General features: G+C 41.1%; 19 protein-coding genes and 1 riboswitch. Of the genes, 16 read left to right on the top strand and 3 right to left on the bottom strand.

Annotated features, from left to right (window positions below; genetic code table 11):
* Nucleotides 1-135 precede the first annotated feature (135 nt).
* Nucleotides 136-1374 (bottom strand): ammonium transporter, encoded by a 1239-nt coding sequence (locus DWV34_RS00080; protein ID WP_006568664.1) that lies wholly within the window; start codon nt 1372-1374, stop codon nt 136-138.
* 122 nt (nt 1375-1496) lie between these two features.
* Entirely contained in the window at nt 1497-1835 is a 339-nt protein-coding gene (locus DWV34_RS00075; protein WP_039930244.1) for a P-II family nitrogen regulator, read from the bottom strand.
* Between the two features lie 217 nt (nt 1836-2052).
* Between DWV34_RS00075 and DWV34_RS00070 the strand changes: the two genes are divergently transcribed.
* A complete protein-coding gene (locus DWV34_RS00070) occupies nt 2053-2949 on the top strand; it encodes a DMT family transporter (RefSeq protein WP_009289189.1) in 897 nt (298 codons plus the stop codon).
* Nucleotides 2950-3047: 98 nt separating this feature from the next.
* A riboswitch (cyclic di-GMP riboswitch) is annotated at nt 3048-3133 on the top strand.
* Nucleotides 3134-3222: 89 nt separating this feature from the next.
* Nucleotides 3223-6693 carry an Ig-like domain-containing protein gene (locus DWV34_RS00065; protein WP_118475031.1) on the top strand — a complete coding sequence of 1157 codons (3471 nt, stop codon included), beginning with the start codon at nt 3223-3225 and terminating at the stop codon, nt 6691-6693.
* Nucleotides 6694-6710: 17 nt separating this feature from the next.
* Here the strand turns inward: DWV34_RS00065 and DWV34_RS00060 are convergent, their stop codons facing one another.
* Entirely contained in the window at nt 6711-7148 is a 438-nt protein-coding gene (locus tag DWV34_RS00060) for an Rrf2 family transcriptional regulator (protein WP_006568657.1), read from the bottom strand.
* Nucleotides 7149-7356: 208 nt separating this feature from the next.
* On the opposite strand from DWV34_RS00060, the gene DWV34_RS00055 reads away from it, so the two are divergent.
* The 14 genes from DWV34_RS00055 to DWV34_RS17460 all read left to right on the top strand — a co-directional run bounded on the left by DWV34_RS00055 (nt 7357) and on the right by DWV34_RS17460 (nt 22854).
* Complete coding sequence (locus tag DWV34_RS00055) at nt 7357-9981, top strand: YhgE/Pip domain-containing protein (RefSeq protein ID WP_199485869.1); 2625 nt, start codon at nt 7357-7359, stop codon at nt 9979-9981.
* Nucleotides 9982-9996: 15 nt separating this feature from the next.
* A complete protein-coding gene (locus DWV34_RS00050; RefSeq protein ID WP_009289183.1) occupies nt 9997-10704 on the top strand; it encodes a lysophospholipid acyltransferase family protein in 708 nt (235 codons plus the stop codon).
* Nucleotides 10705-11273: 569 nt separating this feature from the next.
* Entirely contained in the window at nt 11274-11585 is a 312-nt protein-coding gene (locus tag DWV34_RS00045; RefSeq protein ID WP_009289182.1) for a rhodanese-like domain-containing protein, read from the top strand.
* Between the two features lie 28 nt (nt 11586-11613).
* A complete protein-coding gene (locus tag DWV34_RS00040; RefSeq protein ID WP_118475025.1) occupies nt 11614-12753 on the top strand; it encodes a THUMP domain-containing class I SAM-dependent RNA methyltransferase in 1140 nt (379 codons plus the stop codon).
* A 4-nt stretch (nt 12754-12757) separates the two neighbouring features.
* Nucleotides 12758-13342, top strand: a complete 585-nt coding sequence (locus tag DWV34_RS00035) for an XTP/dITP diphosphatase (protein ID WP_006568651.1) — start codon at nt 12758-12760, stop codon at nt 13340-13342.
* A 12-nt stretch (nt 13343-13354) separates the two neighbouring features.
* Nucleotides 13355-13861 carry a metallophosphoesterase gene (locus tag DWV34_RS00030; protein ID WP_006568650.1) on the top strand — a complete coding sequence of 169 codons (507 nt, stop codon included), beginning with the start codon at nt 13355-13357 and terminating at the stop codon, nt 13859-13861.
* Between the two features lie 119 nt (nt 13862-13980).
* Nucleotides 13981-15339 (top strand): 23S rRNA (uracil(1939)-C(5))-methyltransferase RlmD, encoded by a 1359-nt coding sequence (rlmD, locus tag DWV34_RS00025; protein WP_054335182.1) that lies wholly within the window; start codon nt 13981-13983, stop codon nt 15337-15339.
* Between the two features lie 272 nt (nt 15340-15611).
* A complete protein-coding gene (locus DWV34_RS00020) occupies nt 15612-16313 on the top strand; it encodes a hypothetical protein (protein WP_118475023.1) in 702 nt (233 codons plus the stop codon).
* On the top strand, nt 16310-17944 hold the full coding sequence (locus DWV34_RS00015) for a hypothetical protein (protein ID WP_118475021.1): 1635 nt from the start codon (nt 16310-16312) through the stop codon (nt 17942-17944). Before DWV34_RS00020 ends, DWV34_RS00015 begins: the two co-directional genes overlap by 4 nt.
* Before the next feature lie 640 nt (nt 17945-18584).
* Entirely contained in the window at nt 18585-18833 is a 249-nt protein-coding gene (locus DWV34_RS18050; protein ID WP_187115070.1) for a DUF1016 N-terminal domain-containing protein, read from the top strand.
* Nucleotides 18791-19165 (top strand): PDDEXK nuclease domain-containing protein, encoded by a 375-nt coding sequence (locus tag DWV34_RS17470; protein ID WP_227032297.1) that lies wholly within the window; start codon nt 18791-18793, stop codon nt 19163-19165. Before DWV34_RS18050 ends, DWV34_RS17470 begins: the two co-directional genes overlap by 43 nt.
* A 13-nt stretch (nt 19166-19178) precedes the next feature.
* On the top strand, nt 19179-19319 hold the full coding sequence (locus tag DWV34_RS18160; protein ID WP_416386110.1) for a hypothetical protein: 141 nt from the start codon (nt 19179-19181) through the stop codon (nt 19317-19319).
* A 457-nt stretch (nt 19320-19776) separates the two neighbouring features.
* Entirely contained in the window at nt 19777-21690 is a 1914-nt protein-coding gene (locus DWV34_RS17465; protein ID WP_243000791.1) for an ATP-binding protein, read from the top strand.
* 216 nt (nt 21691-21906) lie between these two features.
* Nucleotides 21907-22854, top strand: a complete 948-nt coding sequence (locus DWV34_RS17460; protein ID WP_243000790.1) for a hypothetical protein — start codon at nt 21907-21909, stop codon at nt 22852-22854.
* Nucleotide 22855 lies beyond the last annotated feature (1 nt).

Here is a 22855-nt window from a genome sequence, read left to right as displayed (position 1 = left end):
ATCTTGAAGTATTATATTAGAGTTAAATTGAAATGTCTTAAGTTTGTCAGAGATTAGTCGTCATGTTAGTAAAAACTAGTCGAATTCCAGCTTTTTATATAAGCGGGGGAGAGGACCCCGGTTATATCACTAATATTAATGATCGCTTTTCAGTGGGAAATCTGCATAACCGGAAATACCATGCTCTGATATATCCATACCTGCAATTTCTTCTTCCTCGGAAGCCCGAAGTCCGATGGTATGCTTCAGTCCCTGGAAGATGATGAGCCCGCCGACAATACAGTAAGCTGCAACGGCAGCGACACCGATGAACTGTGCTTTGATGAATGCACCTCTTGTGATATCCATAAGCTTTAAGGAATCTCCGGTTGCGAAGAAGGCTGTCAGGAGGGTTCCTGCCACACCGCAGGCCAGATGCACACCACAGGCTCCGACCGGGTCATCAATTTTTATTTTTTTGTCAAGCAGTTCAATGACTGCGACTACAACGACTCCGCAGATGGCACCGATGGCGATTGCGCCGTAGTTGGATACGACATCACATCCGGCTGTGATACCTACGAGGCCGGCAAGGGAACCGTTCAGAGTCATGGAAACATCGGGTTTACCATAACGCATCCAGGTGATAACCAGCGCCACTAACGTGGATGCGGCGGCGGCCAGGTTCGTGGTCATGGCGATGGAACCGAGAGTATCGGTGGCAGCAGTCGTGGAACCGCAGTTAAATCCGAACCAGCAGAACCATAAAATAAAGACTCCTAATGCGCCGAGCGCAATATTATGAGCCGGGATCGCTCTTGGAGTTCCGTCGGCTTTGTATTTTCCGATACGGGGACCGACTGTCGCAGCACCGACCAGTGCCAGCCATCCGCCGACAGAATGGACTGCAGTGGAACCTGCAAAATCATGAAACCCTAACTCAGCCAGCCATCCGCCGCCCCAAATCCAGTGTCCGGTGATCGGGTAAATGATCAGACTGATCAGCGCACTGTAAATCAGATAGGAAGAAAATTTTGTGCGCTCTGCCATGGCGCCGGAAACGATGGTGGCGGCTGTGGCACAGAATACAGTCTGGAAGATCATAAAGACACCGGGTGTAAGATCTTTAAATTGCTGCAGGTCAATGGATGTCGGATCAAAAAAGCCTGTGGTGCCGACGATGGGATTGCTGCCTCCGAACATCAGAGCAAATCCGATGACAAAGAAACAAAGAGTACCGAGGACAAAGTCCATCAAGTTTTTCATAATGATGTTGCTTGAGTTTTTCGCTCTTGTAAAACCTGTCTCGACCATTGCGAAGCCTGCCTGCATGAAGAAGACAAGGAAAGCTGCGATGCAAGTCCATACAATATTTAATAACTGCTGTACGTCCATATTAATATCCTCCTTTAAGACAAAAAGGGGACAATGCGTGCCTGCCGTTTATGGCCTGGCTGCATTATCCCCTTTGATAATGATGTAAGTATGTTATTGTTTTCATATTTCTGCCGATTAGATTATAAAGCGTCTTTTCCGGTTTCACCGGTACGGATTCTGATTGCTTCTTCCACGGGTGAGATAAAGATCTTGCCGTCTCCGAATTCGCCGGTGCGGACGGTGTTCACGATATCTTTTGTCACCTTTTCAACAACTTCCTCCGGCATTACAGATTCTACTTTGATCTTAGGCAGCAGATTGGAATTCAATTCATTCCCTCTGTATTTCTGTGTAAATCCTTTCTGATTTCCATAGCCCATGATATTGGAGATCATGAGTCCGGATACCTTGTGAGCTTCCAGGATATGCTTTACATCTGTGAGCTTCTCGGGTTTGATGACAACTACAACTTTCTTCATCATAATATAATTCCTCCTCTTTTTTATTTTAAGAAAAAAAGGCATTCCAATCTCTTGATCGGAACGCCTTTGTTCTTGAATGGTTCCCATTATACTCCAGAAGACTCATTTGTCAATAAAAAATCGGTTTGTATAAAAATAAATACAGATGAAAATCATTCTTAATGTGTCTGTAAAACATGGTAGAATAGAAGAATCATCAGGAGCGGAGGAATTTATGAAAATAAAGAATAAATCATTGATGGCAGCCCTCGCGGTGCTTGCCACTTTTTTATGGGGAAGTGCCTTTCCCAGCGTAAAATTGGGCTACGAGATTTTCAAGATACAGGGAGACGATATCGGAAGCAAGCTGCTGTTTGCAGGCATTCGTTTCGCGGCGGCAGGACTCATGGTGCTTGCAGTTTTGGGAGTTCAGACAAGACAGAGGCCACTGCCGAAAAAAGGGGCATTTAAACATCTCTTGACTCTTGGAATTCTTCAGACGACAATCCAGTATTATTTCTTTTATGTGGGACTTGCGCATACCACGGGAGCCAAGGGGTCGATTATCAACTCATTTACAGCATTCTTTCCGGTAGTTTTGGCTCCGTTCTTCTTTAAGAGCGACCGGCTGACGGCGAAGAAAATCATAGGATGTGCCGTCGGACTTTCCGGCATCGTCCTGATCAATCTGAAAGGAGGGAGTCTCGGCGGATTTGCCTGGAATGGAGAAGGATTCATTGTACTGGCAGCACTGTCACAGAGTCTCGCATCCATTTACAGCAAGAAACTGGCACAGACGATGAATGTGATGCTGATCGCCGGATATCAGCTTCTGCTTGGAGGAAGCCTGCTTTTGATTTTTGGATATGCGGGAAACGGAACTTTGACATTCCAAACAAGCGGACTGATCCTGCTTCTTTACATGGCTGTCCTTTCTGCTGTTGCATTCAGCGTCTGGACCTGGCTTTTATCCCATTATCAGGTCAGTTCCATTTCCATCTATAATCTGCTGATTCCGGTGTTCGGAACACTGCTTTCCGGCCTGCTTTTAAAAGAAAACGTCTTTACTGCGGTTAATATCGCATCCATTCTTCTTGTATGCGGAGGAATTGCTGCAGTGAATAAACAGTAGGCAGCATGTTTTTCGGAAAAAGCCATATGAATGTTGTATTCATACGGCTTTTTCATTGTAACAGTTTCTGGGATGAAGTATATTAGAAGAAAGGAATATTACATATTGGGCAAAACAGGTGAAAGCCTGCGGCGCAAAGCTAAAGGGTCTAAGATTTTATTGATTATGACAGCCAGCTGCAGTTTTTATGCATTGCGTTTTTAGGACAGCAATGCATTTTTTATTTAATGATTATATGGGGACATTCACAAATATATTGAGGAGGGGACTAAGTTGAACTTAACAGGATTTAGAAGGATCACAGCTTGTTTCCTTGCCGCAGTCATGGTATTTTCAATGCTGTTTCAGACAGTGAAAATATCTGCGGCGGGAAGCACCGTCAAATCATCAGGCCTTAAGACGGTCTTTCTGACTGGATCAGACGGATATCCGTCTGGAGACGGCAGTACAAAGGAGCAGCCGCTGCATGATATCAATGCGGCATTTCGGGCTGCAGCAGACGGAGGAACGATTGTCATTATTGATTCCTATGTGGATCAAAAGGGGATTACAACGCCTGAGGAGAAAAAACTTACAATCCGGGGAGAACATCCGAGCGTATCTCTGACTCTCCGTTATGGGATAACTCTGGGGAGTGATCTGAAGTTTGACAGGATCAAACTTGAGACTACTTCTGTTGATGAGGAGGCCAGGCGTTTTTATGTCAATGGATATTCGTTGACCCTGACCGATACGGTCCAGTGTTTTGTGAATGAAAATGACAATCAGAAAGCCTATATTTATGCGGGAAGTCCGGACACCACAGAAGTCTCAGGGCGGAGGGCAAGGATTGATGTGGGCGGCGGAAACTTTGCCGGAATATACGGTTATGGGAAAAACGGGGCAAAAGTTTTGGAAGGAACAGAGGTTACGATCAGGGACAATGCCCTGACCGACCGGCTGGACACGGCATCCGTTGTAAATATCTATACAAAACAGAATCTCAGGGAGGCAGCACGGAATATTGACCTGCTGAATATTGCCGCGCCTCTTAACACATATAACCTGTTTCAGGTTAAAAATGTGACTCTTAGCTCTATTCTGACGATGGGCACTAACGGCGGAACCACGCTGGAAGGGAACCTGAATATGAAGGGAGACGCCAATCTGGACATCAGCTCTGATCTTTATGTCAAGGGGACGGTAAATGGCTCGGGAACGATCACTCCATGGTTTAGGGGACAGGTAGTTTCGGAGAGAAAAGATTCAGACGGACGTCTGTCGTTTTCAAACGATGTGAATGCATGGGAGATGCGCACAGAGGAGACGTCATCAGGGAAACGATGGTTTGCCGCGCCAAAAAATAAGGAGAGTGTGTATTTTATTGACGGAACATCGGGGAACGACGGGAATACCGGGGAGTCGGCAGACCAGGCATTTGCATCTGTACAAAAGGCTCTGGAGGCCGCCAAATCCGGGAAACAAAACATATCCTTGATTATCTCGGGAGACACGACAGTCGATGAGCCGCTGGAACTTTCCCTGCCGGGACATACGTTTTCAATTTCCGGTATCGGATCTGCTCCCGCTAAGCTTACGGTCAGCAAGCCTCTGACAATCAGAGAATACACGGAATTCAGCTTTTTGACCATGGACTTTACGGGGCGCGCCGGACAGGACGGCATTGTGATCGACACAGATATGGCTGTATTTGAAGATAATCTTACGATGGAGGGGACTCCGCCTGATATCAGATATATAAAATCTGGAGATGCGGGACAGCAGGTAGATATATTCAGCGGCACTTACGGGAATATAAACGGAGAAAATGAGGAGGCATTCCTTATCCTGCATAACGGATCTATCCAGGGGAAAATCAGCGGCTGGGGCTATATTAATGCGGCACCGGAAGAGTGGAACAATGATGCTGTATTTGTAGGAGGAGGCATTGAGAGCAGCGGCTGGCTGACCATATTAGGAGGAACACAATCTTTCACCGTAGATGGAGATATTAAGGCAGGATCACTGGAGACAGACGGACAGGAGGCAAATCTTCAGATCACCAGCGGAAGCCAGATTACTGTTAAAGATTTTGATCCTCAGGTTTCAATCACAGTTCTTCCAAAACAGGGAATGATATCCGAGGGTATTTATGTGACGGCAGATTCTTTTGTTGGAAATACTGAGATTTCCAGGGTCAGGCTAAAAAATACCAAGGGGTATGTGCTGCCTGTACAAAAAAGCGGCGAAAAATATATCGGAACATTGAAGGAAGCCCCGCAGCTGGATGCGCCCAGAAAGATTACTTGGGATGAAAAAGGATTCGGTGAACTTACGTGGGAAAAAGTTCCCGGGGCATCCAGGTATCTGGTCACAGTTTTCAAAGGAGACGAAGAGATTCTTACAGACGAAGAGAGCAGTACAGAGAGCCTGGATTGTTCCAAAGATTTGAGCAGATATGGAAAAGGCGGGTACAAGGCTGCTGTCCAGGCGGTTTCTGACACTGGCGAGTATTCAGACAGTGATATATCATACAGTGACCTGCTGTCCTATCATGTAAAGGCTTCAAGCATAATTTTGAGTCCAAATGCGAAAGAACTGATTGTTGGAGAAACTTTTCAGCTGAAGGCCCGGGCTCTGCCATTCGATGCAGACTGCGGATATCAGTGGACTTCCTCCGATATTTCTGTGGCAGATGTAGACGATAATGGAAATGTAACGGCAGTATCACCGGGTACGGCAAGTATCACAGCAAAAGCCGACGACGGAAGCGAAGCCGCTTCATCCTGTCAGGTTACAGTAAAGCCAAAACCGGTGGAAAGGATTGTGCTGAGTCAGACAGAGAAGACACTGTATACAGGAGAAAAATTTACTTTAGGGGCAGAGGTACAGCCTCAGGATGCAGCGGATAAGACGGTAAAATGGAGCAGCTCAGATCCAAAGGTTGCCTCAGTAAACAGCGCGGGAAAGGTTACTGCATTATCTCAGGGCCGGGCAGTGGTGACTGCCAAAGCCAATGACGGAAGTGGCATAAAGGCCAGCTGTAACATTATAGTATCTGTCAGATCTTATTCTATTGAATATGTCTTAAACGGCGGCCGAAACCACAGAGATAATCCTTCTGAGTTTTCGAATACGCCGGTGCGTCTGAAAGCTCCGGCAAGGGATGGATATTTATTTGCAGGCTGGTATGCAGACGCAGGGTTTCGATCGAGAGTAGAATCTGTTACACAGAAAAGGGAGTGCAGACTGTATGCCAAATGGCAGAAGATCGCTCTTTCGGCACCGAAGCTGACCTCTATGAAGAATCCGTTGGGACCGACGATGACAGTGGATTATTCTAAGGTTCCCGGTGCCGCGGGCTATGAGATTTCTGTGTCACCGAATACAGGTTTCAGCAAAAGTTCCACGAAGCGATGGGAAACTGCAGCCGGGGGAAAGACACTGACAGGGCTTAAGAAAAATACAGTGTATTATGTCAGAATCAGAGCTTACCGTTGGGATTCTGCGGGCAGGAAAGTGTATGGAACATACAGCAGCAAAACAAAAGGATATACTGTCAAATACCGGCTCAATAAAGGCAAAAACAACAATGCGAATATGATCAGTTACTACAATATAAAAGTGCCGTTGAAAAATCCCTCTCGGAAAGGGTATCGGTTTAAAGGCTGGTACACATCTAAGAAATATAAGAAAAGAATCAAGACCATACCGAAAGGAAAGCGTGCAAATTATACACTTTATGCAAAATGGAAAAAGAAATAATAAAGAGCGGGAGAGGATCAGCTGTCAGGCAGATCCTCTGCGACTACATGATCCAGTGTAAATTGTGAGAGACTTTGTCTGTAAGCCTGTTCTGCACGGGTAAAAACAGAGATGATCTGCTGTTCTTTTTCATGAGCAATCATTTTTTCCTTCGGGAATACTTTATCTACCAGATTTGTAGTGGACAGAAATGGAGCGGTACTCTCAATGGCCTCGAACACATCCAGGAGACTGATGTTTTTCGGGGCCCTTTTTAAAACAAATCCTCCCTTTTTTCCCGCTTCGGAATCGACCAGGCCCGCCACGACCAGCTGGCGCATGATTTTCTTTAAGTATGAGTCTGACAACCCCAGACGTTCGCTGAGAGTATAGCTTTTCACAGGGGCATGGCCTTTGGTATGGGCGATGACCAGCAGAATACAGACGGCCTGCTCCAGGCTTCCTTTGATTTTCATTTTTATAAATCCTCCTTGTTAAACACAATTTTACTTGATATGGAGACGTTTTATCAAGATGTGTTGACAAATAAAAACCGGATGAATATAATACTCTGTATCCGTAGATAAGGAATATCCATGGATATATTATATCTACAAAGTATTCTTTTGTAAACAAAAGGTGTGGGAAGGACATAAAAATGAAGCTGAGAAAGAAGGAAGAAAGATGCTGAAAAAAGAATGGCAGAACATACGGAACAGTAAATGGATGATGCTGGTTTTGACGGCGATCATTCTGATCCCAACCCTGTACACGACGATTTTTCTCGGGTCTATGTGGGACCCGTACGGTGAGACGGAACATCTGCCGGTGGCAGTGGTCAACAATGATAAAGCGGTTTCTTATAACGGCACAAAAATGGAAGTGGGAAAAGAACTGATCAGCAATCTGAAGAAATCGGATGCGATGGATTTTCGTTTTGTCAATGAGGCGGAAGCGGACTCAAAGCTGAGAAGCGGAACATACTATATGGTCATAACGATTCCCGAGAACTTTTCAGAAAATGCTGCTACAGTATTAAATGAACATCCGAAGAAGATGGAACTTGAATACCGGACGAACCCGGGAACAAACTACATTGCGTCTAAGATGGATGAGACGGCCGTCAATACGATCCGCTCCCAGGTGGCAGAACAGGTCACGAAGACTTATACAAAAACCATGTTCCGGCAGATAAAGTCCGCAGGAGCAGGATTTGGGCAGGCCGCCGAAGGCGCAGAGCAGATCGGCAGCGGAGCAAAGAAACTTTCGGCAGGCAGTCAAACCATTACAGACAATTTAAACTCACTGGTCTCCAGCTCTCTGACATTTAAAGACGGAGCAGATTCTCTCCAGATAGGGCTTAAACGCTACACAGACGGCGTGGCTGAGGCGGACCGGGGAGCAAAGAAGCTGGATCAGGGAGCGGGGCAGCTGTCAAAAGGCGCAAAAGCTCTCAAGTCCGGCGCTGATGAGTTAAAAAGCGGAACCGGAACACTGAACAAAGGAGTGGCAGACTATACGAAAGGAGTCGGGGCTGTCTATGCAGGCAGCAGTGAGCTTGAGAAAAACAGCAGTTCATTAAACGGAGGAGTACAGGCGCTATCCGGAGGAATTCAGGCACTGGAGTCAGGAAGCGGAAGTGTCCTCACCGGATTAGAGGCCATGTCCTCTGAACTTGGAAAGTCGCTGACACCCGAAAAACAGCAGCAGACAAAGCAGCTGGCCGCGGGGATGAAACAGGCAGCCGATCAGCTGGACCCTCAGGGGACATCAAAGACCGTAAGCGTACAGACAGAAAAAACGGCGGAGACATTGTCACAGAAGGCTTCGGACCTCTCAGAACACGCAGATGAGCTAAAACAGCAGATTGCAGATTTAAAGGCTTCTTCAGAGTTTCAGAAACTCAGCAGGGAGGAACAGCAGAGTCTACTCTCCGGGCTGGAGAAAAGTGCGGATGCTGTTTCCTCTGATGCGGAGACGATTCAGAATAGGGCACAGAAGGTCAAAAATTCTGCGGCCAGTACACAGTCAGCTGGGACAGATCAGATGAAGAATACTGCATACCTTCTCAGAAACGGTGCGGATGCCATTGGCAGCTTGTCCTCCGGTCTTAGTCAGGTCAAAACAAACCTTGATAAAACGGGTACAAAACCTTCGGATATGGGACTGATTCAGGGCATGCAGACAGTTCACCTGGGAACCGAAAAGCTGAAAACCAGTGTGGATGGAAAAAACGGACTCAAAGAAGGAGTGAATGCATATACAGCCGGAGTAACCCAGGTAAACGGGGGCTTACAGCAGATGGACAGCAAATCAGGACAGCTGAAGACTGGAGCGTCAGAGCTGAACACAGGTGTTGGAAAGATGACAGAAAAGCTGCCTGAGCTGTTTCATGGAATGGCAGATCTGAAAAACGGGACACTGAGTCTCTGCAAAGGAACCGGTCAGCTTAACAAAAACAGCCGGAGTCTTTTAGACGGAAGCGGCAGACTTTCCGACGGGGCAGAACAGATCGGCAGCGGGGCAGAAAAACTGGCAGACGGCTCTGAAACAGTGGGGACCGGGCTTTCTGTACTTCAGGACGGAAGCCGAACATTAAAGTCAAAACTTTCTGACGGAGCTGCACAGGCAGGAAAAGTAAAAGATTCAAAAAAGACCGTCGGCATGTTTGCGTCACCGGTAAAAACAGAACATTCTCAGATGTCAGATGTGCAGAACAACGGTCATGCCATGGCTCCTTATATGATGTCTGTGGCTTTATATGTGGCATGCATCGCATTCTGCCTCATGTTTCCGCTGAAGGAACACAACGGCAGGGTGCGAAGCGGATTCAGGTGGTGGCTGTCCAAAGCTTCTGTCATGGCGGTGATCGCAGCTGTGCAGGCAGTTGTTATGGTTCTTATGCTGATGCTCATCAATGGGCTGAAACCAAAAGAACTGACGGCAACATTTTTGATGGCAGTTTTAGTCTCTATGACGTTTATGGCCATGATCACATTTTTCAATCTTTGGCTGGATAAAGTGGGCAGCTTTATCGTGCTGGTGTTCATGGTGCTGCAGCTGGGCGGAGCGGCAGGAACCTATCCGATCGAACTGTCACCGAAATTCTACCAGATGATACATCCGTTTATGCCGTTTACTTACAGTGTGAACGCATTCCGGAATACGCTCATGATCGGCGGCGGCATCACGGCGGATGTGCTTGTATTTATAGGAATTCTGATTGCTTTTTCTCTTTTATCCCTCGGATACTATGAGAAAAGAGCAAAAAAAGCGGAGATCAAACACGCAGTTACTGCAGAAGGATGAAATGAGTGATAAAAAATGAAGAGAATTTTGCTTATGGTATTCAGAAACATTTTTCTGGTGCCGTTTATGTGGATCAAGCTGTGCTATTATGCTTCTCATGTGGATAAATATCCGGAGGAGAAGCGGTTTGCTATGCTGAAATTTATCACATCCCGTGCAAACAAAGGAGGAAATGTTACGATTGAAGTCCATGGGGAAGAAAATATACCAGAGAAAGACGGATTTATTTTCTACCCCAACCATCAGGGACTTTATGATGTACTGGCGGTGGCAGAGGCGTGTCCAAGACCGTTTTCTGTGGTCGCAAAAAAAGAAGTGGCTGAAATCCAGTTTTTAAAACAGGTTTTTGCATGTATGAAGGCCTATATGATTGACCGCGATGATATCCGCCAGTCCATGCAGGTGATTTTAAGTGTTGCAGAGGAAGTAAAGCGGGGTAGGAATTATCTCATATTTGCGGAAGGAACCCGCTCGAAAAACGGAAATGAGGTGCAGACATTGAAAGGAGGAAGCTTCAAGGCTGCCGTAAAGGCGAAATGTCCGATCGTCCCGGTGGCCCTCGTTGATGCCTTTCTTCCTTTTGATTCCAATACGATAAAGCCTGTCACAGTCCAGGTGCACTTTTTAAAGCCCCTGTATTATGATGATTACAAACATATGAAGACTACGGAAATTGCAGAACAGGTGAAGGAAAGAATCCAAAAGGCGATCGGATTACAATAAAAAATATTATTTTTAGACAGTAAAAAGGCCAGATAGGGAAATCTGGCCTTTTTGAGGGGAGTATAAATAAATTAATAAGGGGTTATGATAGTAGAAATATACATAATTAATACCTTCTACTATTTGCATTATAAGGTATCTTCAAAAAAAAAGCAATAAATTTTTTAAGTCAGATGAAAATTATGGATGAAACAAAAATTTTTTAAAATTGCGTTTTGTAAATCTTGCAAGAATATTTTTTTCTCTTTTGCAGACAATATTTGTGTAACCAACAGAAAGGAGAATTTATTATGTCAAAAAATTATTCTAACGAAAGCAACAACAGTAACAACAGCAACAATAACAAAAACAATAACTGCAGCAACAGCTCAAACGAGAGCAACAGCCAGAACAGGTCTCAGAACAAATCTCAGAACAAAAACCAGAACAAATCTCAGAACAGCAGCCAGAACTCTTCTAACCGTTAGTTATTAGAAGAAGAAAGCGGGAGAGACGTCCAAAGAAATTTTCTTTGGACGTCTTTTCATGTCCCTGCATATTCTAAATTATAAAAGGGGAAGTGTTTGAAAATGGAATTTACAAATATAACTTTGCAGGAAGGTATTGACCGTTCAAAACAGGATGATCATGTGATGTTCGATGTGAGAGAACCGTATAGATATAAACAGGGACATCTCGAAGGGGCTCTCAGTATGCCCTATGGTGTCATAAAAGACCAGGATGCTTTCAGAGATAAAAAGATCATTGTCTACTGCGACTTCGGCGGACAGAGCATGCTCGCTGCAAGGCATCTGGCTGAGCAGGGATATGAGGTCTACAATATTGTGGGCGGGATTTATTATTACCGCGGAGAGTTGACATCTCTGGGCCTAAAATTGTAGAATGAATATTATAATGCAAAGGAGAAACATGAAGAATATAGAATTGATCGCCCCATGCCACTTTGGTCTGGAGGCAGTATTAAAGAGAGAAATACAGGATTTAGGATACGAGATTGCAAAGGTTGAAGACGGAAGGGTGACCTTCTTTTCTGACCTTGGCGGAATTGCAAGGGCAAACATGTTTTTGAGGACTGCAGAACGGATTCTGCTTAAGGTTGGTGCCTTTCGCGCATCGACCTTCGAGCAGCTGTTTGACAGGACGGCAGAACTTGCCTGGGAAGAATTTATCCCTGAGGACGGAAAGTTCTGGGTGAAAAAGGCTTCCACTGCAAAGAGCAGACTTTACAGTGCTCCGGATATTCAGTCGATCGTCAAAAAAGCCATGGTGGAACGTCTGAAAAAGCGTTACCGTGTGTCATGGTTTTCAGAAACAGGGAACCAGTATCCAGTGCGTGTTTTCATATTAAAAGATGAGGTAACCATAAGCCTCGACACCAGCGGGACTCCGCTTCATAAGCGGGGCTACCGCACACTGACAAGTGAAGCTCCCATCAGAGAGACCCTTGCAGCGGCGCTGATCATGCTGACACCCTGGAAGAAGGACCGCATCCTGGTAGACCCGTTCTGCGGAAGCGGAACCTTTTTAATCGAGGCTGCCATGATGGGAGCAGGCATCGCCCCGGGGATGAACCGTTCCTTTGAGGCAGAGGCATGGACCAATTTTCTCACGAAAAAGACATGGTATGATGCGGCCGATGAAGCCGGAGATCTGATGGACCTGGATGTTTCCATGGACCTTCAGGGCTACGACAAGGACCCAAAAGTACTGAAGCTTGCCAGGGAAAATGCGGCCGCCGCTGAGGTGGATCATCTGATCCATTTCCAGCAAAGAGAGATAAAAGATTTCAGCCATCCGAAACCTTATGGATTTATCATAACCAATCCGCCGTATGGCGAGCGCCTTGAAGAAAAAGAGGCTCTGCCGGAACTTTACGGACAGATCGGAGACATTTTTCAGAAGATGGATACATGGTCTAAATATATGATCACTGCCTATGAAGATGCACAGAAGTACATTGGCAAAGCAACAAAGGTCAGAAAGGTATACAACGGAATGATCCGTGCCGAGTTCTGCCAGTATCTCGGACCAAAACCGCCCAGGAGATAAAACGATGAAGAAACGAATGATATTTGCAACTGGAAATCAGGGAAAGATGAAAGAGATCAGGGAAATCCTTGCGGACACAGAGTATGAGGTCGTGTCTATGAAAGAGGCAGGGGTGGACGCTGAGATAATAGAAGATGGTACGACATTTGAGGAAAATGCAGTCATTAAGGCTAAGGCTATCATGGAACTTACCGGAGAACTTACTCTGGCGGATGACTCCGGTCTGGAGATCGACGCTCTGAATAAAGAGCCAGGCGTATACTCGGCCAGATATATGGGAGAGGACACCCCGTATCCCGTTAAGAATCAGAAGATTTTGGACCGGATGGAAGGCGTGCCGGAAAAAGAAAGGACCGCCAGATTCGTCTGTGTGATCGCAGCCGCATTTCCGGATGGACAAATACGGACAAGTCGTGGTACTATGGAAGGTATCATTGGATATGAGATAAAGGGAGAGAATGGATTTGGCTATGATCCGATCTTTTTTCTGCCGGAGTTAGGCAGATACAGTGCGGAACTTTGCAGTGAAGAGAAAAACAGGTTAAGTCATCGCGGAGAAGCATTGAGGAAAATCAAAGACATTCTTTAGGGAGGTTATCTTGTGAGAATTTTAGTAATCAGTGACTCTCATGGTCGTAATGACGATGTAAAAGGGGTATTGGAGCAGGTCGGCGAGATCGACATGCTGATCCACTGCGGCGACGTAGAGCGCGGTGACCAGTATATCCGCGATATTGCAGGATGCCCTGTCGTCATGGTGGCGGGAAATAATGACTATTATCTTGACCTCCCCAGCGAGGAGACCATAGAGGTAGAGGGCTACCGCATCTGGGTAACCCACGGACATCCGTATTATGTGAATTCCGGGGTGGACTATCTGCGGGAATATGGAGAAATGCACGACGTAGATGTCGTGATGTACGGGCACACACATGTGCCGTTCATAGAGATCGGGGACGATATGACAATCTTAAACCCCGGGAGTATTTCCTATCCGAGACAGGCCGGCAGAAAGCCAACGTTTCTTCTGATGGAGATCGACGATATGGGAGAGGCTCATTATGCCCATGGATATTATAAAGAGCATTTCAGAGAACTGAACATTTAACATGAAAAAACTGTTTGTGGCATGAATACTGTAAGTAACAGCGAGGCTGTCCGAGTGTCAATGGCACAGGCAGTTTTTTCGTCGTATATAGAAAAATAAATTAGAGTTGAGGTCAAAAGATGAAAAAGAAGGATTTTGTAGAAGGCTTGATTGAGAAGACAGAGTTTCCGAATAAAGGGACATTTGCATTTGAGGACAGGGAGATCACGGTCAAAGGAGTTATCCAGGGCCAAAGAATCGCAGGACAGGTGACAAAGCTGCGAAAGGGCAAGGCTGTTGCGAGACTGGTAGAAGTACTGGAACCGTCTGAGATGGAGGATGGGATTCCAAGGTGTCCTCATTTCGGGACCTGCGGGGGCTGTTTTTATCAGACAGTTTCCTATGAGAATCAGCTGAGAATCAAGGAAGGACAGGTACGGGAGCTGTTAAAGGATTATATCTCCGATGAAAAATGGGAGGGAATCAAAGGAAGTCCTAAATGGTGGGAGTACCGAAACAAGATGGAGTTTTCTTTTGGAGACGAAGTCAAAGGAGGTCCGCTGGCTCTTGGTATGCATAAAAAGAATACGTTCCACGATATTGTCAACATTACGGACTGCAAAATTGTGGATAATGATTATAATCTGCTCGTCTCCTGTGTATTAAATTATTTTTCACAATCAGGCTGTGATTTTTATCATAAAATGAGCCACGAGGGATATCTAAGACATTTGGTCATCCGCCGTTCCGAGGCAAATGGAGACCTGCTGATCAACATCGTCACAACTTCCCAGGCTGATGTGGATATGAAGCCTCTGGCGGAGGAGATGCTCTCTCTGCCCCTTTCCGGAAGTATCCGGGGAATTCTGCATACGGTGAACGACAGTCTGGCCGATGTGGTTCAGGCGGACCGGATGGAGACGATTTACGGGGAAGATTTTTTCTATGAGGAAATCCTTGGGCTGAAATTTAAAATTTCTCCGTTCTCTTTCTTCCAGACCAATTCTCTGGGGGCGGAAGTGCTGTATGAGACTGCAAGGGAGTATGTGGGAGAGACGAAGGATAAGGTTATCTTTGACTTGTACAGCGGAACCGGGACCATTGCCCAAATGCTGGCGCCGGTGGCAAAGAAGGTGGTCGGCGTGGAAATTGTGGAAGAAGCCGTGGAGGCTGCCCGGGAAAATGCCGGTTTTAATGGGCTTGAGAATTGTGAATTTATTGCAGGGGATGTGCTGAAGGTGATCGATGAGCTGGAAGACAAGCCTGATTTTATTGTGCTGGACCCGCCCCGGGATGGGATACACCCGAAAGCGATCCAGAAAATCATTGACTTTGGGGTGGAGAAGATGGTTTATATCAGCTGTAAGCCGACCAGCTTGGCGAGAGATTTGGAAATCTTTCGGGAGGCGGGGTATGAAGTTGAAAGAGGGGGATGCGTGGATATGTTTCCTTCGACGGTGCACGTGGAGACGGTGGTGTTGCTGGAGCGAAAACTCTGATTCTAGGCGGGTTTGCGGAATTGTTAGCGAGATATGAGGTTGTGTTTTTGAGGAAGATGAGATGGATAAGTTTCCACAGATAAGGGGGGACGGGGATAACGTTGGATAGTTTGAAAATGAGGGTTCTTTGGACAAAAGATACAATCTGTCAGAACTCTTGCTATTTGGATAAAGTGGATACTATCCGGAAAAACTTATACTTTATGGGAAAAAGGCGATATTAGTTAAATTGAAACAGATGATAATATGTTAGGAGTTACTAAGGAGACTTTATGCTAGAAGGATTAATAATTGATTTCAAAACAGAATTAGATGAAAATATATCTATGTCATTAAAGGAGAATAATAAGAAATTAGATAAGGTTTCTTTGAATATAGAAATAGTTGAAGAAATTGTGGCAAATATCAATAGTGAGCCACAGATTATATTAAAAGAAGTAATACATGACTTGATTTCGGCCTTATACTCTGGCTTACAAGCATTGTATAGGAATTCATATATTAGTTTGAGAAGTGCAATTGAGTTATCTTTAGTATATGTGTATTTTCTCGACCATAACTATGATTATTTTTTTTGGAAGCAAGATAAATATGATGTGAAATGGTCAGTGTTAGAGAATGAAGAAGCTGGGGTCTTAAGTGAAAAATATTTATCACTTTTTAGTAAAGATAATTTCAATATCTTATTTAGATCTTGTAGAGAAATTTATAGAGATTGTTCTCAATTTGTGCATGGAAAATATGAGTATATGCACACTGTCAGGCATCAGAGCTTAAAATACGACAAGAAAACTTTTGACGAATTTTTAAACATGCTCTTTAAGTGCACTAATGTTCTGATCGCGTTGCTGCTAATAAGGCATGGCGATTTACATTTAGATATAGATGAAACATATAAAGATACGATAGAAGAAAATTTAAAGTTATTGCAATTAACTGAAACATTGGAAATGATAAAGGAGTTCTGGAAATGACGATAAGTTTTACATTAAGAACAGAAGATTTAACATTGGATGAAATTGGTAAATTCTATGTTGATACAAAACATGATAGAGAGAATATTGAATTTTTAAAGAGTAATGCTACAGGACTTTTAATAGGCAGTAGGGGAACGGGAAAAACTATGTTATTAAAAATAGCAGAAAAAGAGTTGTTAGATAAGTTTGAAAATGACCACATTCTTCCTGTTTTTGTTAGCTTTTCTTCTGCGGCATTGGTAGACAATAAAGAAGATATATTTAAAAAATGGATGTTGTCTAAAATCTTGTTTGCACTTCAAGGACAATTAAAAAAAGTAGGATTGTTAAAAACAAAGAATATTTTTTCTTTCCTAATCGGGAAAGATAGTGAAGAAACAGATGATTTAGCAGTACAAATAAGTAAATTAATTAATAAATTGGAGAAATCATGGAAAAATAATCAAACAGTAGTAGATAATGCATCTCCTTTTGTAGAAGATGTAGATTATTTCAAAGAACTATTGCATTCTGTTTGTGAAGAATTGAAAATAAAGTATTTAATTTTTTTGTTTGATGAGGCTTGCCACAATTTTCTTCCTAAGCAGCAAAGAGAATTTTTTACATTATTTAGAGATTTGAGAGATTCATACATCTGTTGTAAAGCGGCAGTATACCCAGGAATAACATCATATGGAACCTTTGAAATGTTTCATGATTCCATTGTAAAAAGAGTAGAAAAAGATATCTTGGCTGAAGATTATGTTGATAAAATGAGAGATATTATTGAACGACAAACAGATGATAGAACATATAACATTTTAATTCAGCAAGGGGAATTATTAAATTCATTAATTTACGCTGCAACAGGTAACCCTCGTGTTTTATTAAAAAGTGTTTATGAAGCCAGTGAGAAGTTAACATCTCTGAAAAAGACAAATGTTAATTCAACTATCAAAGATTTTTATAGAACGCAAATGTGGAATGAATATACTAAATTAGGAGATAAATTTACATCTTATAAAGAAATTATTGATTGGGGTAGGGCATTTATAGAAGATAAAGTTTTGATGGAAACGCAGAATAAAAATTCGCGTTCTAATAATGAAGAGTTTTATGATAAACAAACGATATATTTTATAATACATAAAGATGCTCCAGAATTGGTAAAGAAAGCAATAAATATTTTAGAATATGCAGGAATTGTTGTCTTACATACAGAGGGTTATAAGACGAGAGGGGGAATATATAATAGGTATCAAGTAAATATGGGAATCGTAGCTGCAAGCACGTCAGAATTAGATTTGTCTTCGTATATAATTAAATTAAGAAGAGGCCTATCGATAAAAGTTGTTACAGAATATGGTGCAAATTCTGTTGCATTTAAAGAAATAGACCAGATAAAAAACAATATCAATTTTGAGAATGGGGGAATTGATTTGCAAACATTATTGGATAGAAATATAGACATTTTAGATATTTATGAATATCAAAAGAAAGAAATAAAAAAAGAAGGGTTTTGTAAACTGATCGATATATTAAATTCATCAGAAATGGATTTACAGAGAGCTCATTTGATAGGTCCCGTAAGAGCAAGGAATATTTATAATTTGTCTATGAATGCTTTATTAGAATATATTATTGGATAAAATAGATAGTAATTCAGTACCAGAGTCAATGCGAATGCTTTATTGGTATGGAATTAAAATCAATGGGGTGAAAAATACTTAAAGGGGTAAGTGGGGGATTAGTTTGGATGAAAATCAGCAAATGACTATGGGGGATAACTCATGATATCTCGATCAAATATTGCAAAATATTGGAGCAATAGAGGTATAAATAAGAATTCTTTTGAGGTTGAAGAATTGAGTAATAAGAGTTAACGAATGTAAACACATAGCTGTGAAAGAAAATTTTGACAAGAACTTGGAAAAAGAGATATATAAAAGCAATAATTGGAATAATTAGTCAAAAATATTCAGTAAATAATGGATATTATGGAAGTAAAATAGCAGATTCAACGTTTTATATGAACTTTATTGGTGAAATATGTAAGGATAAAAATAAAATGATATGAATTATAATTGTTTTATGCAATTCGTTTAATATTTTAAATTGGGGAGGAATGGAACAACAATTTTATGAACAAATAAAAAGAATTCTATCTGATGCCAGAAACAAAGTATACCGAACTGCAAACTTTGCAATGGTGGAAGCATACTGTAATATTGGTAAAAGTATTGTGGAGTAGCAGGATGGCTGTGAAAAGCAGAATATGGTAGTAGATTAATTGCGGAACTATCCAAACAAATAACTGAAGATTTTGGTAAAGGTTTTACGACAATTAGTTTTAAATACATGAGACGGTTTTATCTGACATTTCCAAATATTCACGAACTGTGTGACGAGTTAAGTTGGACACATTATCGTCTTCTTATGCGCGTGGAAAATGAAAATCCCCTTGAATTTTATACAGAAGAAGCCATTAAATCAAATTGGAGTACACGGCAATATTATCTCGTGATCCATATGTATTAAAGTTTCTGGGTTTAAGTCCTAATGATAATTTTTATGAGAGTGACCTTGAAGAAGCATTGATAACGCATTTGCAGAAATTCCTCTTAGAGTTGGGGAGAGGATTTTCTTTTGTTGCCAGGCAGAAAAGGATTACATTTGATGGGAGACATTTCCGAATAGATCTTGTTGTCTATAATTATATTTTGAAATGCTTTGTATTAATTGATTTAAAAATTGGAGATTTGACACATCAGGATTTAGGGCAGATGCAGATGTATGTACATTATTACGAATGTGAATTGATGAATGATGGAGATAATCCACCGATAGGAATTTGTTCTTTGTGCGGATAAAAGCGAATCTGTAGTGAAGTATACATTGTCAGAAAATGAAACACAGATTTTTGCGTCAAAGTATAAGCTATATCTTCCGAGCGAAGAAGAGCTGTCACAGGAATTGCAAAGAGAGTACAGAGCATTAGAATATGATAAGAAAAAATCAAAATAACTCTACTTAAATAAAGTGTAATTTTTATTGGAGGACATTAAAAGAGGTAAATTCACTCCAACATCTTTTTATGAAAATATTTCTGTCATATAGTATCAAACTTTTGTTCCAATATATGTGGAGACAGTATGCTTAGTAGTAAAATTTCATGCAGATCAATATATTGAAGTGGGGTTGAAGATGGGTGAGATAGATTTGACACAAGCAGAAAGTAGGGTAACATACGCTCAAATAAGGCGATATGTATTTGATAAGACAGAAATTAAAGTGTCTCAATAATATATGGTACAAGTTAAAAGAAGATGAGGACTGATAAAACGAATCAATAATAATTTAGGTGAAAAAAACAAATGTTCTGTAAATATATTCAGAAAAGGAACAAGCAATTGAGGGTGCATTAGAAAATTTTAAGATAATTTAGTAAGCAAAATGGTTTCAAAGAATTGAGGTGTTGATTATGGCTAATATTGAAAGTATCAAACAAAAAATTCTCCAATTGGATGCAGGGTCATTTCAAAATCTTTGTGATTCTTATTTATATAAGATTGGCTATCCTAATATAGTATCTCTTGGTGGAGAAGCAGGTACACGAAAGACTACCCCAGGGACACCAGATACTTATTTTATTACACCAAATGGAAAGTATATTTTTGTAGAATACACGACTCAAAAGGCAAACTTATTTGCGAAAATTAAGGATGACCTTGAAAAATGTCTTGATACATCAAAGACTAGCATTTCACATGATAAAATCTCTGAAATCATTTATTGCCATACTTCGTCAAATCTTGCACCCTCTCAAGATAATGAGGTAAAAGTTATATGTGAAAATGTTGGAATCAAGCTTATAATTATAGGAATTAATAAACTTGCAGAAGATATATATCTTTTCCATCATAATCTTTCTCGTGATTTTTTGGGAATATCAATAAGTACTGATCAAATTCAAACGTGTGACGATTTTGTTAATCGTTATAATTCCAATAGAATGGCTGCTCCAATCAATACTAAATTTTTATTCAGAGAAAAAGAATTAAATGATATTTGTGATGCTTATTTAAAAGTGGATGTCGTTATACTCAGCGGTGCAGCAGGCACAGGAAAAACACGATTAGCTTTGCATTATGTAAAAAATCACCCAGATGCTAACAATGAAAAAATCTATTGTATTCACAGTAATGCCTTACCAATATATGAGGATTTAAAACTTTTTATAGACAGCCCTGGAAACTATTTTCTTTTCATTGATGATGCAAATCAATTGTCAGGATTGCAGCATATTATTCGTTATGTCACTATGAAACCAGAGGGGTATAACGTAAAGATACTTATTACAGTGCGGGATTATGCACTTCAAAAAGTGATACATGATGTTCGAGAAATTACTTCGTATGAAATCATAAATATAAATGTATTTACGGATGATGAGATTAAAAAATTGCTCGAAACTTCATTGGGTATTCTAAATCAAGACTATCATGAAAGAATCATAAGAATTGCAGAGGGAAATGCCCGTATTGCTATTCTTGCAGGGAAAGTAGCGTGCGATTCAAATCGTTTGGACTCTATTAATGATGTGTCACAATTATATGAAGATTATTATGGAGCTTCTTTAGAGGATAATCAATTGTTTGTCAACAATAACATGTGTATAACAGCTGGAATAGTTGCTTTTTTAGAAGCAATCCATCTAGAACACATTGATGCATTTGTTCCGATTTTACAGGATAAAGGGTTAAATCGAGATGATTTTATTGAAAACATTTATAAGCTTCACGAGCTAGAAATCGTTGATATTTGCAATGACAAAGCCGTTCGTTTTTCTGAACAATGCCTGTCTAATTATTTGCTAAAATATGTTTTTTATGATAAGAAATTACTCAGTTTGTCGAAAATGATCAAAGCTTGTTTTCAAAGCTATAGAGAGAGAACAATCTCTTCCATTAATACATTACTTAATATATTCAGAAATAAACCCCTTTTCAATTTTGTTGAGAAAGAAATAAAAATATTATGGGATGAATTATCAACAGAAGAGTCCCCGTTTTTCTTTGAATTTGTCAAAGTGTTTTTTCGTATTAATCCTACGGAAACACTTCTAATTTTACAAAATCAAATTGAGTTGGAAGAAGGCGTAATTTGTGAATGGCTTGATATTGATACTGAGAAAGGGAAAAACTATCAGAACGTAACAAACGATATCATTAAAATTCTTGGCGGTTTTGCAGATATGGCAGATTTGCCTACAGCCTGTGACTTGTTTTTTCAGTATTATTTAAAGCGCCCAGATTTATATATGGATTTTTATCATACAGCTAATCAATGTTTTGGTATTAATAAAGATTCTATACGCTATGGCTTTTGCACGTAGATAACTTTTTTTGAGAAGATAAAAGAATATTCAAACGACTGGAAACAAGAAGCTGTTGCCATTCTCTTTTTAGAAATAGCAAAAGAATTTTTAAAACTGCATTTTTCTCCGGCAGAGGAAGGCAGAAAGAACACAGTTACTTTATATCAAATCCCATTGACTATATCTGAAGGTGTTAAAAAATATCGAGAGCTAATTTGGGAATCTTTATTCTCTTTGTGTGAGATTGAAAAGTATAAAGCAAAAGTTAGAGAAATCCTTAGTTCTTATGGTGGGACTATCGAGGATATAAGTATTCCTGTTTTACAATTTGACTTAAAATTTATTAATTCAATTTTAGAGTCAAATTTTCCACCAAATCGATTAGAGAACTGTCTTTTAGTGAACAGAATAGTGGATGTTTTCAAACGTATGAAACTTTCTTGTGAATTGTTATTTACTGAATATTTTGAAGGAGAATCCTATCAATTATATTCTCTTCTTAAAGGATCGGATTACAATGGAGAAACTGATTATGAAGAGTATGAACAACTAAAACGGCAATCAATTGATCAATACGTTTCTAATTGTGATTTAGAAATGTTCAAGAAGTTAATTGATGTTTGTAATAATATCCCTGATCTTGATGGTCAAACATCCGGGGAGACAGTAGATGGATTAGAAATTGCCTTCAATGCTATTTCTCTTAAAAAAGATTGTTATATTGATGCAATTAAATATTACATAGAAAAGGATACACCAAACAATTTACACCCAAACCCATTGACAGGCATACTCTTTTCCTTAGTGTCTGATTCAGAAGTATATCAAATTATTAGTACTGGAGAATATAGCCAAAAAAATGCTTGGCTATATGCCTACTATCATGAGCTGCCGCCGAAGTTAATCACCAAAGATCATCTACATGGGCTTTATAACTTTTTGAGAGACACTTCTGACAGAAATATTACGTCATCCTCAATGCGTGATGTGGATTTTCTGGAAAAATATAATATAATAGATGAGCAAGCATTAATTAAAGGAAGTAAAATTATTTTGGATAAAATGGAGTATTCACCCTTTATAGTGCATATTTACTTTGGTTTGTTATTTAATAACTATCATAATACAACTGTCGGGCGGCGAATTAAAGTTCCAACCGACTGCAATTCTACCGCAAATTAAT

The organism is Anaerostipes sp. AF04-45 (assembly GCF_003461725.1).
Taxonomy (GTDB): domain Bacteria; phylum Bacillota; class Clostridia; order Lachnospirales; family Lachnospiraceae; genus Anaerostipes; species Anaerostipes caccae.
Note: the sequence above shows the minus strand (reverse complement) of the source record. Positions and strands in the feature narration are given on the sequence as shown.